This is a genomic window from Tsukamurella sp. 1534 (assembly GCF_000312385.1).
Lineage (GTDB): Bacteria > Actinomycetota > Actinomycetes > Mycobacteriales > Mycobacteriaceae > Tsukamurella.
In genome coordinates, this window is sequence record NZ_HE997626.1 from 1,621,593 (window position 1) to 1,634,670 (window position 13,078).

Annotated in this window: 14 protein-coding genes; 8 read left to right on the forward strand and 6 right to left on the reverse strand. The window is 70.5% G+C overall.

The annotated features are described in order from the left end of the window. Window position 1 precedes the first annotated feature (1 nt). Together BN39_RS07885 and BN39_RS07890 are read right to left on the reverse strand one after the other, a co-directional pair. A complete protein-coding gene (locus BN39_RS07885; protein WP_019201835.1) occupies window positions 2–1,384 on the reverse strand; it encodes an aldehyde dehydrogenase family protein in 1,383 nt (460 codons plus the stop codon). 188 nt (window positions 1,385–1,572) lie between these two features. After that, the gene (locus tag BN39_RS07890; RefSeq protein ID WP_040766947.1) at window positions 1,573–4,095 is read right to left on the reverse strand and encodes a transglycosylase domain-containing protein; all 2,523 of its coding nucleotides are present in this window, start codon (window positions 4,093–4,095) and stop codon (window positions 1,573–1,575) included. Window positions 4,096–4,341: 246 nt separating this feature from the next. On the opposite strand from BN39_RS07890, the gene BN39_RS07895 reads away from it, so the two are divergent. Next, the gene (locus BN39_RS07895) at window positions 4,342–4,659 is read left to right on the forward strand and encodes a WhiB family transcriptional regulator (protein WP_040766020.1); all 318 of its coding nucleotides are present in this window, start codon (window positions 4,342–4,344) and stop codon (window positions 4,657–4,659) included. Window positions 4,660–4,752: 93 nt separating this feature from the next. Here BN39_RS07895 and BN39_RS07900 read toward each other — a convergent pair whose 3' ends face one another. Next, entirely contained in the window at window positions 4,753–5,838 is a 1,086-nt protein-coding gene (locus tag BN39_RS07900) for an ArsA family ATPase (protein WP_040766023.1), read from the reverse strand. An 11-nt stretch (window positions 5,839–5,849) separates the two neighbouring features. Further along, window positions 5,850–6,890 carry an ArsA-related P-loop ATPase gene (locus tag BN39_RS07905; RefSeq protein ID WP_019201839.1) on the reverse strand — a complete coding sequence of 347 codons (1,041 nt, stop codon included), beginning with the start codon at window positions 6,888–6,890 and terminating at the stop codon, window positions 5,850–5,852. 123 nt (window positions 6,891–7,013) lie between these two features. Between BN39_RS07905 and BN39_RS22975 the strand changes: the two genes are divergently transcribed. Genes BN39_RS22975 through BN39_RS07915 form a run of 3 tightly spaced genes read left to right on the forward strand, consistent with a single transcriptional unit; the run spans window position 7,014 to window position 8,457 of the window. Next, a complete protein-coding gene (locus BN39_RS22975; protein ID WP_019201840.1) occupies window positions 7,014–7,178 on the forward strand; it encodes a DUF4177 domain-containing protein in 165 nt (54 codons plus the stop codon). Continuing rightward, window positions 7,175–7,642 carry a RidA family protein gene (locus BN39_RS07910; protein WP_019201841.1) on the forward strand — a complete coding sequence of 156 codons (468 nt, stop codon included), beginning with the start codon at window positions 7,175–7,177 and terminating at the stop codon, window positions 7,640–7,642. The genes BN39_RS22975 and BN39_RS07910 overlap by 4 nt, the downstream gene beginning before the upstream one ends. Further along, complete coding sequence (locus tag BN39_RS07915) at window positions 7,639–8,457, forward strand: MBL fold metallo-hydrolase (RefSeq protein ID WP_019201842.1); 819 nt, start codon at window positions 7,639–7,641, stop codon at window positions 8,455–8,457. The genes BN39_RS07910 and BN39_RS07915 overlap by 4 nt, the downstream gene beginning before the upstream one ends. 72 nt (window positions 8,458–8,529) lie before the next feature. Here the strand turns inward: BN39_RS07915 and BN39_RS07920 are convergent, their stop codons facing one another. Together BN39_RS07920 and BN39_RS07925 are read right to left on the reverse strand one after the other, a co-directional pair. Further along, the gene (locus BN39_RS07920; protein WP_019201843.1) at window positions 8,530–9,204 is read right to left on the reverse strand and encodes a Crp/Fnr family transcriptional regulator; all 675 of its coding nucleotides are present in this window, start codon (window positions 9,202–9,204) and stop codon (window positions 8,530–8,532) included. 213 nt (window positions 9,205–9,417) lie between these two features. Then, window positions 9,418–9,633: a hypothetical protein gene (locus BN39_RS07925; RefSeq protein WP_148281440.1), complete on the reverse strand. Its 216-nt coding sequence runs from the start codon at window positions 9,631–9,633 to the stop codon at window positions 9,418–9,420. Window positions 9,634–9,708: 75 nt separating this feature from the next. Between BN39_RS07925 and nth the strand changes: the two genes are divergently transcribed. Genes nth through BN39_RS07945 form a run of 4 tightly spaced genes read left to right on the forward strand, consistent with a single transcriptional unit; the run spans window position 9,709 to window position 13,074 of the window. Then, window positions 9,709–10,479, forward strand: coding sequence for an endonuclease III (gene nth / locus BN39_RS07930; RefSeq protein WP_081585958.1), 771 nt, complete (start codon window positions 9,709–9,711; stop codon window positions 10,477–10,479). Continuing rightward, window positions 10,476–11,171: a TlpA disulfide reductase family protein gene (locus BN39_RS07935; RefSeq protein ID WP_019201846.1), complete on the forward strand. Its 696-nt coding sequence runs from the start codon at window positions 10,476–10,478 to the stop codon at window positions 11,169–11,171. Before nth ends, BN39_RS07935 begins: the two co-directional genes overlap by 4 nt. Further along, a complete protein-coding gene (locus tag BN39_RS07940) occupies window positions 11,168–11,878 on the forward strand; it encodes a CoA pyrophosphatase (RefSeq protein WP_019201847.1) in 711 nt (236 codons plus the stop codon). Before BN39_RS07935 ends, BN39_RS07940 begins: the two co-directional genes overlap by 4 nt. Further along, window positions 11,875–13,074: a MarP family serine protease gene (locus tag BN39_RS07945; RefSeq protein WP_019201848.1), complete on the forward strand. Its 1,200-nt coding sequence runs from the start codon at window positions 11,875–11,877 to the stop codon at window positions 13,072–13,074. Before BN39_RS07940 ends, BN39_RS07945 begins: the two co-directional genes overlap by 4 nt. Window positions 13,075–13,078 lie beyond the last annotated feature (4 nt).

Here is a 13,078-nt window from a genome sequence, read left to right on the forward strand (position 1 = left end):
CTCAGCCGCTGAACAGCGACAGCGCGGCCGTCAGGTCCTTGCCCTGATACGGCGGGAACACGTCGATCGGGCGGTCCGGATCGCCCACGAGGAGCGACTTGGTGTTGCTCAGCGCGTCGAATCCGGCCTTGCCGTAGTACTTCCCCATCCCACTGTTGCCGACGCCGCCGAACGGCAGGGCGTCGATCCAGCAGTGCAGGTTCGTCTGATTGATGCAGCCGCCGCCGAACGACACGGACCGCAGCACGCGATCGATCGTCGGCTCGTCCGTGCTGAAGATGTACGCGGCCAACGGGCGCGGCAGCGCGCGGATCCGGCCGATCACCTCGTCGAGGCTGGAGTATCGCAGCACGGGCAGCACCGGCCCGAACACCTCCTGCTGCATCGCGGGATCGTCCCAGTCCGACGGGTACAGCACCGTCGGCTCCACGTACCGATCCGGGACGTCGGAACGTCCTCCCAGGACGGTCTTCTCGGGCAGGATGTACCCGGCGACGCGCTCGGTGTCGTGCTCGCTGATCATTCGGGCCAGATCCGGGCTGGCCTGTGGGTCGGTCCCGTACATCCGGGTGATCGACGCGCACAGCTTCTCCACGAACTCATCGGCGACCGCATCCTCCACGCACACATAGCCGGGGGCGATGCACCACTGGCCGGAGATGGCGTTGTGCCCCCACGCGATGCGGTCCGCCGCCTGATCCAGATTCGCGGTGGCGTCCACGAGAGTCGGGTTCTGGCCGCCCAATTCGAGCAGCACCGGCGTCAGGTTCTCCGCGGCGGCGCGCATCACCACCTTGCCGACGGCCGAGCTGCCGGTGAAGAAGATGAAGTCGAAGTGCAGATCCAGCAGGGCGCTGATCTCCTGCCGTCCGCCCGTCACCACCGCCACGTCCTCCGGTTCGAAGTACTGCGGGATCAGCTTCGCGAAGAGTGCCGCGGTGGCCGGAGTGGTGTTGGCGGGCTTGAGGACAACGGTGTTGCCGGCTGCGAGCGCGGCGATCGCGGGATCGAGCAGCAGCAGGATCGGTGCGTTGAACGGGCCGATCACGAGCGTCACCCCGTACGGCTCGCGGTGGATCACGCCGCTGTTCCCGATCGCCTCCAAACCCGGTGGAATGGCCACTCGCTCCGGCTCCATGAGCTCGGCCAGATTGTTCCGGTAGTACTCGATCACGCCGGTCGGCACGGTGATCTCGAAGAGCTGCTCGAACGGCGGCTTCCGGAAGTCCTGGTACAGGGCTGCGGTCCAATCGTCCTGGTTCTCGGAGAGCATCCGCTGCATCCGGCCCAGCTGGTCCATGCGCCATTCGAGAGAGCGGGTGACGTCGGTGTGGAAATGCGCGCGCTGCCGGTCGACGATCTCGGCGAAGGGGTTGGTGGGCACGACGATCCTTCCGTCGGAGGACGCGGTGCCAGCCGGCGCCGCGGGGTTGCCCCTCACCTCACAGTAGGGAGACACGGACCGCTGCGCCGCTCGCACAATGCGATTGCGTAACTCCCTCAGCGCGGTTTGTCGATCAGCTCGTCACCGTGCGACGCAGCCTTCCGCCACGGGATCATCGCCGGGCCGCGTCAGTTCCCGGGCCCGGGCTGAGGCGGCTGGACGGGGCCGCCGCCCTGCCCACCCGCGCCGGGGATGGTGAACTGGCCGAAGCCGGGGATGGTGATCGTCGTGCCGCCCGGTCCGTTCTGCACCGGCGGGCCCGACGAGGTCGTCGGCGCCGGGGCGATCCCGTTCGAGACGTTCATCGTCACCGTCGAGCCCGGTTGGGTGAACCCGGACGGGGCCGTCGACACGACGGTGTCCTTCGCCGCCGCGTTGTCGACGTAGTTGACCGAGGTCTTGAACCCGGCGCTCTCCAAGCGCGACTTGGCCGAGTTGACGTTGAGGCCCGTGACGTTCGGGACCTTGCCGGGGCCGAAGCCGTCCTTGTACTTCGGGTCGACGGGCGGCAGGCTCACCGGGCCGAACTGCGTGGAGACCGGTTTGAGACCGTTGTACCAGGCCAGGGCCGGTTCGTTGCCGCCGTAGACGTTGCCCTCACCGCACGACCGCAGCGGGCTGGTGCAGATGGGGCCGGGGGAGTCGCCGTCGTTGTAGACGTAGCTGGCGCCGGCGTACTGGTTGGTGTATGCCAGGAAGGCCGAGGAGCGGAAGGTCTCGGTGGTACCGGTCTTACCGGCCAGCGGCAGCGTCCACCCCGCGCGCGACGCGGATCCCGCCGACGTGCCGGAGCCCCGGTCGTCCTGGCTGAGCGCGTTCGTGAGGGTGTTGGCGAGGCCCTTGTCGACCACCTGCTCGCACTTCTCCGACTTGTACGGCACCGGGATGGTCTCCGGCTTACCGTCGGGGCCCACCGTCTGGATGCCGTCGCTGTTGCGCTTGGGCTGGGTCATCGCGTGGACCGGATTGGGCGGGCACCAGACGCCGCCCGACGCGAGCGTGGTCGCGACGTTCGACAGCTCCAGCGCGCTGACCTGCGTGGGGCCGAGGGTGAACGAGGCCAGGTTCTGCTTCTTGAACATGTCGGCGAGGCTGTCCGTGCCGAAGCCGGAGCTGCCGGGGAGCGTGTACGAGCGCAGGCCCAGCTTGACCGCCATGTCGACGACCGGCGACACCCCCACCTGCTCCATCATCTTGACGAAGGGCGTGTTGGGCGACGTGGCGAGCGCCTGGGTGAGCGACATGCTGTACGGGTAGGGGCCCACGTTCTTGACGCAGTAGGAGCCCTCGGGACACCCGACCAGGCCGCCGTTGCCCATTCCCTTGACGGACAGCGTGCTGGGCACCTGGACGTTGGAGTCGATGCCCATCCCCTTCTCCATGGCCGCGGCCACGGTGAAGATCTTGAACGTCGACCCGGCGCCGTCACCCAGCTGGGCGAACGGCTCGGGCTGGACCGTCTCCTTCTTGTCCACGTCCAGGCCGTACACGCGGGAGGAGTTCATCGCGAGGATGTCGTGCGACGTGGTGCCGGGTTTGAGCACGTTCATCACCTGCGCCACGTTGGGCGTGGTGGGGCTGGCCGTGGAGTTCAGGGCCGCCTGCACCGAGTCCTGCACCCGCGGGTCGAGGGTCGTGCGGATCGTGTACCCGCCGCGCATGACCTGTTCCTTGGGGATACCCGCCTGGGCGAGGTACTGCAGCACGTAGTCACAGAAGTAGCCGCGGCCGCCGACGGCGGAGATGCAGCCGCCCGGCAGCGTGTTGGGCCGGGGCAGCGTCCCGAGCGGCGCGTTCTTGGCGGCGCGGTACTCGTCCGCCTTGTCCGGGAAGTTCGCGATCAGGGTGTCGAGCACGACGTTGCGCCGCGCCTTGACGCCCTCGGGGTTGGTGTACGGGTTCAGCGCCGAGCTGGACTGCACCATGCCGGCGAGCATCGCCGACTCCTGGATGTTCAGCTGCGAGGCGCGCTTGCCGAAGTAGGTCTGCGCCGCCACCTCGATGCCGTACGCGCCGTTGCCGAAGGGCACCAGGTTCAGGTAGCGCGCCAGGATCTGCTCCTTGGCCATCACCTTGGCCTGCGCGTCGTCGACGCCGTGCTCCTCCTTGGCGCGCTCGCTCAGCGTTCGCTCGAGGGTGAGCGCCATGCGCACCTCGCGGAGCTTGCGGGCGGGGGTCGTCTCGGTGGCCGCCCGGCGGTCCGCGTCCGTCTTGGCGAGCACGAGCAGTTGGTAGTTCTTGATGTACTGCTGATCGAGCGTCGACGCGCCCTGCTGCACCTCGCCCGCGGACTGGTTCTTCAGGAACGCGCGCAGCGTGCCCTGGTAGTCCACGCCGTCGTGATCCATGAACCGTTTGTCCTCGATCGAGATGATCGAGCGGACCATGTTCGGTGAGATCTGATCGAATGGGACCTGCACGCGACGCTGGTCGTAGAGGTAGGCGATCGGCGCGTTCGTGGCATCGGTGACCGTGGTGACCTCGGGGACCTGGCCCTCCAGCAACTCGGAGCTGATGTTGTCCACGGTGTCCGCGGCGCGGTTCGAGACCAACCCCAGGCCACCGATGTACGGGAACAGCAGACCGGCGACCAGTAGTCCGGCGAGCAGGATGCAGCCGGCCAACTTCGCGATCACTCCGGGTTTCGACACGGTCACCAGGATACGTGCCGATCCGTACGATTCCGGGGTCCCGACGCGCCGACCAGCAGATCGGTACGAGCGTGCCGATTTTCTTGGACCACCGTTCTGAATTCCCTCGGTCCTCGACTTGTGTCCTCCGTGTGATTCAGGTAACACTATTGCAGACGATGTGGTGAGCACCTCGATCGGCCCCCCGCACACCCCCGCACGGGAGTGATTCCAGGGTTCGGCCGCTTCAGGCGAAAGGGGAGTCAGATGACCAATGCACGCGTACTGGTAGACGATGAGGATCGCCTCGTGTGGGTGTCGAAGGCCAAGTGCCGCGACGTGGACCCCGACGAGTTGTTCGTCCGCGGGGCCGCGCAGCGCAAGGTCGCGACCATCTGCCGCCACTGCCCTGTCCAGCTCGAATGCGGAGCCGACGCCCTCGACAGCCGCGTCGAGTTCGGCGTCTGGGGCGGGATGACCGAGCGCCAGCGCCGCGCTCTCCTCCGCCAGCACCCCGAGGTCACCAGCTGGCGCGCCTTCTTCGAAGCCCAGCGCGAGCGCAAGCGCGTCGTCGCCGCGGGCTGACCGCTCACCCCGCCCCTCCACGGGGCATCAGGGCCTCGCATCCATCGACGGTGCGGGGCCCTTCCTCTGCCCGGCGACTGCCCGTCCGGCGAGCTACTCCCCGACGATCTGCTCCGCCACGGCCTGCAGGGCCTCCAGGCTCGCCACCTCGAACGGCAGCGACGGGACGCCCACCACGGGAACCTCCGGGTTGGCCCCGACGAAGCCGCCCAGCATCTGGATCTCCCCCGAGGCGATCTCACCGCGCCACGCGTGCACCCGCACGACGCCCGCGGCGGTGCGGCCGGCACCGTCGTCGGCCAGGCGCCCGGCGGCCTCCTGCGCTGCCTGGACCGGCACGGTCGCGAGGCCGGGGTGGGTGCGGTTCACGATGAGGCCGGCGAGCGGCATCTGCTCGCCCGCGAGGCGCTGCACGAAGTAGGTGGCCTCCCGCAGCGTGTCCTCCTCCGGCGAGGCGACCACGACGAACCGGGTGCTCGGCTGCGCGAGCATCGCGTACGTCCGGTCCGCCCGCTCCTGGAATCCGCCGATCAGGGTGTCCATCTGGGATACGAAACCGGATGCGTCCGAGAGCATCTGGCTGCCCACGATGGTCGACACCAGCTTCAGGGCCAGCCCCATCCCGCCGGACAGCATCCGCCCCACACCCCGGGTGGGGCCCGCGATCAGCTTCATCAGCCGCGAGTCCAGCATGGACCCGAAGCGCTTGGGCGCGTCCAGGAAGTCCAGCGCGTTGCGCGACGGCGGCGTGTCCACCACCACCAGGTCCCAGCGCTCGTCGCCCACCAGCTGGCCCAGCTTCTCCATCGCCATGTACTCCTGCGTCCCGGAGAACGAGGAGGCCACGGTCTGATAGAAGGGGTTGTCCAGGATCTCCCGCGCGCGGTCGGCGTCCGCGTTCGACGTGACCATGTCGTCGAACGTGCGCTTCATGTCCAGCATCATCGCGTGCAGCGTCCCGGTTCCCGAGACCTCCACGGCCTGAGGCTCGTTCGTCAGGTCCGCGACGCCCAGCGCCTGCGCCAGGCGGCGCGCGGGATCGATCGTCAGCACCACCACCCTGCGGCCGTGTTCGGCGGCCCACAGCGCCATCGCCGCCGCCGTGGTGGTCTTGCCCACTCCGCCGCTGCCGCAGCACACGACGACCCGGGTGTCCGGATCCACAAGCTGCGGACCCATTTTCAGTTCGATCACTTGACCCCCGCCTCCGCCAGCACCTGCGCCAGATCGTAGACGCCCCCCAGGTCCACCCCGCCCGTGAGCAGCGGCAGTTCCAGGCGGCCCGCCGCGTCGATCGTGTCCAGGTCCTCCCGTGCCTCGTCCTGCCCCTGCACCGTCCGGGCGAACTGGATCGTCTCCGTGAGCAATCCGGCCAAGTCGCCGTCCGAGAGCGGCAGCCCGGCGTCCGCGAGCGCGGCCCGTACGCCCGGACCGTCGACGGTGCCGTCGGTGGCCGCGGCGAGCTCGCCCTCGTCGAGCAGCTGCGGCAGCGTCCGGTTCACCACGACGGCGCCCACCCGCAGATCGAGCTCGTGCAGCTCGCGCATCGCCTCCGCGGTCTCCTGCAGCGGCAGCGATTCCAGCAGCGTCACCAGGTGGATCGCGGTGTCGGGGGAGTGCAGCAGGCGCACCACCCGGTCGGCCTGGCCGGCGATGGGGCCGGCCTTGGCGATCTCCTTCATCGCGCGGGTCACGTCCAGGAACTTGCCGATCCGGCCCGTGGGGGGCGCGTCCACCACCACCGCGTCGTAGGCGTAGCGCCCGTCCTTCCCGCGGCGCTGCGTGCACTCCATGATCTTGCCGGTGATGAGGATGTCCTTGAGGCCCGGCGCCAGCGTCGTCGCGAATTCGATCGCGCCGATCGACTTCAGCGCCCGCGCCGCGAGGCCCATCCCGTAATTCGTCTTGAGGTAGTCGAGGAACGTGGCCTCCACATCCATCGGCAGGGCGTACACCTCGCCGTCCCCGTGCGCCGTCGCGATCTTCGACTCCGTCGGCGGAAGGGCCTCCAACTCGAAGGTCGGGGCGATGCCCGCGCGGCCTTCGACCTCGACGAGCAGAACCCGTTTCCCGCCCGCAGCCAGGGCCAGGGCCAGGGCGGACGCCACCGTCGACTTGCCGGTCCCGCCCTTGCCGGAGACGAAGTGCAACCGCGCACCGCGGAGCTCCTCGGGCCAGGTCGTCGCCGCCTCCCGTGCGACCCCTCCCGGGCCCACCTCGCTCACCACCACGTTCGCAGCATATCCACACCACCGGTTCACGACGTTGCGATAGGGGCAACCTCGCGGTCCGTCCCCGCGAACCCGATCGGGCACGGGCGCGCCGTATCGGGGCGGGGTGGATAGGGTGAACCCATGAGCGAGAAGACCACGTGGGAGTACTCCACCATCCCCCTCCTGACCCATGCCACCAAGCAGATCCTCGACACCTGGGGCGCCGACGGCTGGGAGCTGGTCACCGTGTTGCCCGGCCCCACCGGCGAGCAGCACGTCGCGTACATGAAGCGGGCCACGTCGTGACCACGCCGTCCGCCCGCCTCGCCGAACTCGGCGTCACGCTCCCCGAGGTCGTGCCGCCGCTCGCCGCGTACGTGCCGGCCACGCAGGTGGGCGACTTCGTCTACACCTCCGGGCAGCTGCCCCTGCGCGACGGCGAGCTGACGGCCGTCGGCAAGGTCAGCGAGAACGCCGAGGGCCTCGTGCACGTGGACGACGCGGTGTTCGCGGCCCGGCAGTGCGCCCTCAACGCCCTCGCGGCCATCCACGGGCTCGTCGGGATCGACGCGGTCAAGCGGATCGTCAAGGTCACCGGCTACGTGGCGTCCGCGCCCGGGTTCTCCGATCAGGCGGTCGTGCTCAACGGTGCCTCGCTGTTCCTCGGGGAGGTCTTCGGGGAGGCGGGCACGCACGTCCGGTCCGCCGTCGGCGTCGCGGAGCTCCCGCTCGGCGCGCCCGTCGAGGTCGAGCTCACGGTCCAGGTATGACGGGCCATCCCGCCCCGAAGGAGCTGCGCGAGGTCACGCCGTACGCGGCCGTGATGCTCTGCGACAACCCGTCGGTGATGACGCTCGAGGGCACCAACACGTGGATCCTGCGGGCGCCGGGGCGGGAGGAGTCGGTGGTCGTGGACCCCGGCCCCGACGATAAGAAGCACCTCAAGCGCGTCGCGGCGGCGGCGGGCACCGTCGCCCTGACCCTGGTGACGCACCGGCACAAGGACCACACCGGCGGCCTCAAGCGGTGGGAGGAGCTCACCCGCAGCCCCATTCGCGCGTACGCGCCGAAGTACTGCGTGAACACCGCGACGCCGCTGCGCGGCGGTGAGACGATCACCGTCGCCGGCCTGCGGATCGGGGTGCTGCACACCCCGGGCCACACGGCGGACTCGCTGAGCTTCCTGGTCGACCACGCCGACGAGGACGGGCCCGGAGCGCTCGTCTCCGGTGACACCCTCCTCGGGCGCGGCACGACGGTGCTCGACGGGAAGGACGGCACGCTCGCCGACTACCTCGGCTCGCTCGACCTGCTGGCGACGGTGGCCGCGGGCCGGGTCCTGCTTCCGGGGCACGGCCCCGATCTGCCCGACGCGTCGCCCGTCGTCGCCGGCTACACCACTCACCGGCACGAACGCCTGCAGCAGGTCCGCGACGCGCTGGTCGAGATGGGCGTCACCGCCGAGGACGCGAAGCCCATGAAGGTGGTCAAGCACGTCTACCGCGATGTCTCCAAGAAGGCGTGGCCCGCGGCGAAGATGTCCGTCAAGGTGCAACTGGAGTACCTGGCCGAACAGCAGGGGTGAACGCAGCAGCCCCGCCGCGCCGAGGAGGCGGGGCGGGGCTGCGGTGCGTTCGGGCTCGGCCCGCGGGCGGGGTCAGCGCGCGCGGCGGGCGAGGCGCTCGCTGTCCGTGATGACCACGGACTTGCCCTCGAGGCGGAGCCAGCCGCGGTGCGCGAAATCGGCCAGCGCCTTGTTCACGGTCTCGCGGGAGGCGCCCACGAGCTGGGCGATCTCCTCCTGGGTCAGGTCGTGCGTGACTCGCAGGGCGCCGTTCTCGTGCGTGCCGAAGCGCTGCGCCAGCTGCAGCAGCTGCTTGGCGACGCGGCCCGGGACGTCCGTGAAGATGAGGTCCGCCAGGTTGTTGTTGGTGCGGCGCAGGCGCCGCGCGAGCACGCGCAGCAGCTGCTCGGCGATCTCGGGCCGGTCGCGGATCCACGAGCGCAGGGCCTCGCGGTCCATCGTCATCGCGCGCACCTCGGTGATGCAGGTGGCGCTCGACGTACGGGGGCCCGGGTCGAAGATCGACATCTCACCGAACATGTCCGACGGGCCCATCACCGACAGCAGGTTCTCCCTGCCGTCGGGCGAGCGGCGCCCGAGCTTCACCTTGCCGGACAGGATGATGTACAGCCGGTCGCCGGGCTCGCCCTCGTTGAAGATCACATGACCACGGGGGTAATCCACCTCGTGCAGATCCTTGGTGAGCGCATCGATAGCGCTCGGCTCGACACCCTGAAAAATGCCGGCCCGCGCCAGGACCTCGTCCACGGGGTACCTCTTCCTCGATCTTCCCGATTCCGCGACGCTTCCCGCCGCTCCTGATGACTGTGTGAGTCTATGCACCGGTCCGTTCCGATGTGGGAAATCGCACAGACGGCTCAATGAACCTTACCCGGTCACCTCGTGTGTAGCACGCCGACCAGCCCGCGGCCGTGAGCTCGGCTACGAATCGCCGACGGGGCGCCCCCGGGGCGCCCAGATTCAGCTCGCGCGGCGCTCGGCGCCGCCGTCGAGGTTCAGGCTGTCGATCGCCTTGGGCAGCCCGATGGTCGCGAGGGTCTCCACGTCCGGAGTCTCGTCGTCGCCCGGCTGCGCCGGCACGGGCCTGTCGGCGGTGACCGATGACTCGACGCGTTGCATGAACAACGCGAACAGCATCAGTACCACCGGGAACAGCAACCCGAGCAATCCTTGCATGCCGGACAGTAAACACAGCGAAGGTCTCGATACGGCAACGGACCGGATACGGCAACGTCGTTAGAATCGGTTCCCATGCCCCAGGAGCCGGAGTCCCCCCTCGCGCTGGTGCGTCGCGCCCGCAGGATGAATCGGACACTGGCGACGGCGTTTCCGCACGTGTACTGCGAACTCGACTTCACCACGCCGCTCGAACTGTCGGTCGCGACGATCCTCTCGGCGCAGTGCACCGACGTGCGCGTGAATCAAGTCACACCGGCGTTGTTCGCGAAGTACCGCACGGCCGCCGACTACGCCGGGGCCCAGCGCGCCGAGCTCGAGGAGTACATCCGCTCGACGGGCTTCTACCGCAACAAGGCCACGTCGATCATGGGCCTCGGGCAGGCCCTCGTCGACAGGTTCGACGGAGAGGTCCCGCGCACCATGAAGGAACTCGTGACCCTGCCGGGATTCGGCCGCAAGACGGCGAACGTGATCCTGGGCAACGCCTTCGACGTGCCTGGCATCACCGTGGACACCCACTTCAGCCGCCTCGTGCACCGCTGGGAGTGGACGGAGGAGAAGGACCCGGTGAAGATCGAGCACGCCGTCGGCGAGCTCATCCCGCGCAAGGAGTGGACGCTGCTGTCGCACCGCGTGATCTTCCACGGCCGCCGCGTCTGCCACGCCCGCAAACCCGCGTGCGGGATATGCGTGCTGGCCAAGGACTGCCCGGCGTTCGGGGCCGGCCCCGTCGACCCGGTGGAGGCCGCCGAGCTCGTCAAGGGCCCCGAGCGGGAGCACCTCCTGGAGATCGCACCGGCCCCGCCGCGCCGGCGCCGACCGCGGGCCGGAGCGCCGCGATGAGCGGCACCGAACCCGGCGACGATCCCACCCCGCTGCTGCCCGGAGAGAAGCCCGGCCGGCTCTCCGGCACCACCCGCTGGCTCATCGTGTGCGCCGTCCTCGCGCTCGCCCTCGGCGTCGCGATCTGGCCCCGCGAATCCGGCGACGGGGGCCCGGCGCCGGAACCGTCCGGCGCACCGTCGGCCAGCGTGAGCCCCGGGGAACTGGGCGCCGCCCGCGGCAGGGCCGCCCTGCCTCCGTGCCCGACGGGCCCCGGCCCCGCCGCGGGCCCGCTCGCCGGGCTCACCCTCGACTGCCTCGGCGACGGCCGCCCCGTCGACGTGGGCGCCGCGCTCGCGGGGAAGCCCGCGCTGGTGAACGTGTGGGCGTACTGGTGCGGCCCCTGCCGCACCGAGCTCCCCGCCCTGGGCGAATTCGCCGGACGCGCGGGCGATCGGCTGTCCGTGCTCACGGTGCATGCTGACCCGAACCCGGCGTTCGCGCTGGACCTGCTCACCGAGCTGAACGTGAAGATCCCGACGGTGGAGGACCCGCGGGCCCGGGTCGCGACACTGCTCGGCGCCCCGCGCGCGTACCCCGTGACCGTTCTGTTGCGCGCCGATGGCACTGTGGCCGGTGTGCACGCACGACCTTTCACCTCCGCGGACGACGTGGCCGCGGTGGTCCGCGATCAGCTGGGGATCGCCCTGTGACCGCCCCGGCGTGGCTGGACCCGCTGCTGGGGAACCTGGGGGATGTCAGCGACGAGCTGCGGCGCCGCGGCGGCGCCGTGGCCGCGCTGCAACGCGTCCGGAAGCCGCGCCGGGCGTCCGTGCTGATCGTGTTCGACGGTGACCCGTCGGCCGCCGGCGACGCCCCGCCTCAGGACGCGACGGTGCTGCTCACGCAGCGTGCGTCGGCGCTGCGCCAGCACTCGGGCCAGGTCGCGTTCCCCGGCGGCGCCCGCGACCCCGAGGACGCCGACGACGTGGCCGCCGCGCTGCGCGAGGCCGAGGAGGAGACGGGCCTGGACCCGGCCTCGGTGGACGTGCTCACCGCGCTCGACCCCATCGAGGTGCCGGTGTCCGGGTTCGACGTGGTCCCCGTGATCGCGTTCGGCGCCCGCCCGTCGACGGTGCGCGTCGTGGACACCGGGGAGACCGCGCTGGTCCGGCGCGTGCCGCTGACCGAGCTGGTGGATCCCGCCAACAGGTTCATGGTGCGCAAATCGTTCTACCGCGGGCCCGCGTTCGCGGTCGGCCCGATGCTGGTGTGGGGCTTCACGGGAGGCCTGCTGACCGCGCTCATCGCCGCGGCGGGCTGGGAGCGGCCCTGGGACACCGACGACGTGCGGCCCCTGACCGACGAGGTCCGGGCCGCCGCCGAGCGCGCCGAGAACTGGCAGGAGGGCGTGCGATGACGGGCTCGACGTGGGTCGATCTCGTCGTCATCGCGCTCGTGCTGGTGGCGGCGGTGTCCGGGTACCGGCAGGGTGCAGCCGCGTCGGTGCTGGCGTTCATCGGCGTGGTGCTGGGCGCCGCCGCCGGCGTGCTGCTGGCTCCGCACGTGCTCGGCTCGGTCACCGATGCCCGCGGGCGGGTGCTGCTGGGTGTGGGCCTGCTCGCGGGGCTGGTGATCATCGGCGAGCTCTCGGGCATGGTGCTCGGCCGGGTGGTGCGCAGCTCGATCCGCGGGCCGGGTCTGCGGGCCGCGGATTCCAGCGTGGGGGCCCTCGTCCAGGTGGGGGCGCTGCTCGTCGCGGCCTGGCTGGTGGCGATCCCGCTCACCTCCGCGGCCGCCCCGTCCGTGTCGAGGGCGGTCAACGGCTCCTCGATCCTCTCCGGCGTCAACAAGGTCGCGCAGCGCGCCGGGATGGACGACCTCCCGCAGAAGTTCGCCGCGATCATCGACGACTCCGGCCTGCCGCAGGCGCTGGGCCCGTTCGTGAAGACCCCCGTCGTCAACGTGGACGTGCCCGAGCGCGTCGAGTTCGCCGATCCGGCGGTGCAGCGGGTGCGGTCCTCGGTCGTGCGGATCGACGGCCAGGCGCCCGGCTGCGGCCGCGCCCTCGAAGGCTCCGGTTTCGTCGCGACACCCGGCCGGGTGGTGACGAACGCCCACGTCGTGGCGGGGACGCAGACGGTGCAGGTGACCGTGGACGGCACGAAGAAGTACAGCGCGCAGGTCGTCTACTTCGACCCGCAGACCGACGTGGCGGTGCTCGCCGTCCCGAACATGCAGGCCAAGCCGCTGCGGATCGTGTTCAACGGCGCGAACCCGGGGGATCCGGGGTTCGTGCTCGGCTATCCGGGCGGGGGGCCGCTCACGCTGTCGTCGTCGCGGGTGCGCAGCCAGCAGAGCCTGGACGGCCGCAACATCTACCGGGACGCGGAGGTGCGTCGCGACGTCTACCTGCTGCGCGGCCAGGTGCGCCCGGGCAACTCGGGCGGACCCATGTTCGACCGCCAGGGCAACGTGGTGGGCGTGATCTTCGGCGTGGCGGTCGACGATCCGGACACCGCGTTCGCGCTCACCGCCAAGCAGGTGGAGCCGGCGCTGCAGGCGGCGCCCGGGTTGACCGCCGGGGTCCAGACGGGCGACTGCGTCAACCGGTAGGCCG

What these genes read in the sequence shown, in the direction of transcription:
- BN39_RS07895 (WP_040766020.1), top strand. Translation starts at nt 4,342, where the DNA reads ATGACCAATGCACGCGTACTGGTAGACGATGAGGATCGCCTCGTGTGG.
- nth (WP_081585958.1), top strand. Translation starts at nt 9,709, where the DNA reads ATGCCCCAGGAGCCGGAGTCCCCCCTCGCGCTGGTGCGTCGCGCCCGC.
- BN39_RS07900 (WP_040766023.1), bottom strand. Translation starts at nt 5,838, where the DNA reads ATGGGTCCGCAGCTTGTGGATCCGGACACCCGGGTCGTCGTGTGCTGC.
- BN39_RS07915 (WP_019201842.1), top strand. Translation starts at nt 7,639, where the DNA reads ATGACGGGCCATCCCGCCCCGAAGGAGCTGCGCGAGGTCACGCCGTAC.
- BN39_RS07945 (WP_019201848.1), top strand. Translation starts at nt 11,875, where the DNA reads ATGACGGGCTCGACGTGGGTCGATCTCGTCGTCATCGCGCTCGTGCTG.
- BN39_RS22975 (WP_019201840.1), top strand. Translation starts at nt 7,014, where the DNA reads ATGAGCGAGAAGACCACGTGGGAGTACTCCACCATCCCCCTCCTGACC.
- BN39_RS07935 (WP_019201846.1), top strand. Translation starts at nt 10,476, where the DNA reads ATGAGCGGCACCGAACCCGGCGACGATCCCACCCCGCTGCTGCCCGGA.
- BN39_RS07925 (WP_148281440.1), bottom strand. Translation starts at nt 9,633, where the DNA reads ATGCAAGGATTGCTCGGGTTGCTGTTCCCGGTGGTACTGATGCTGTTC.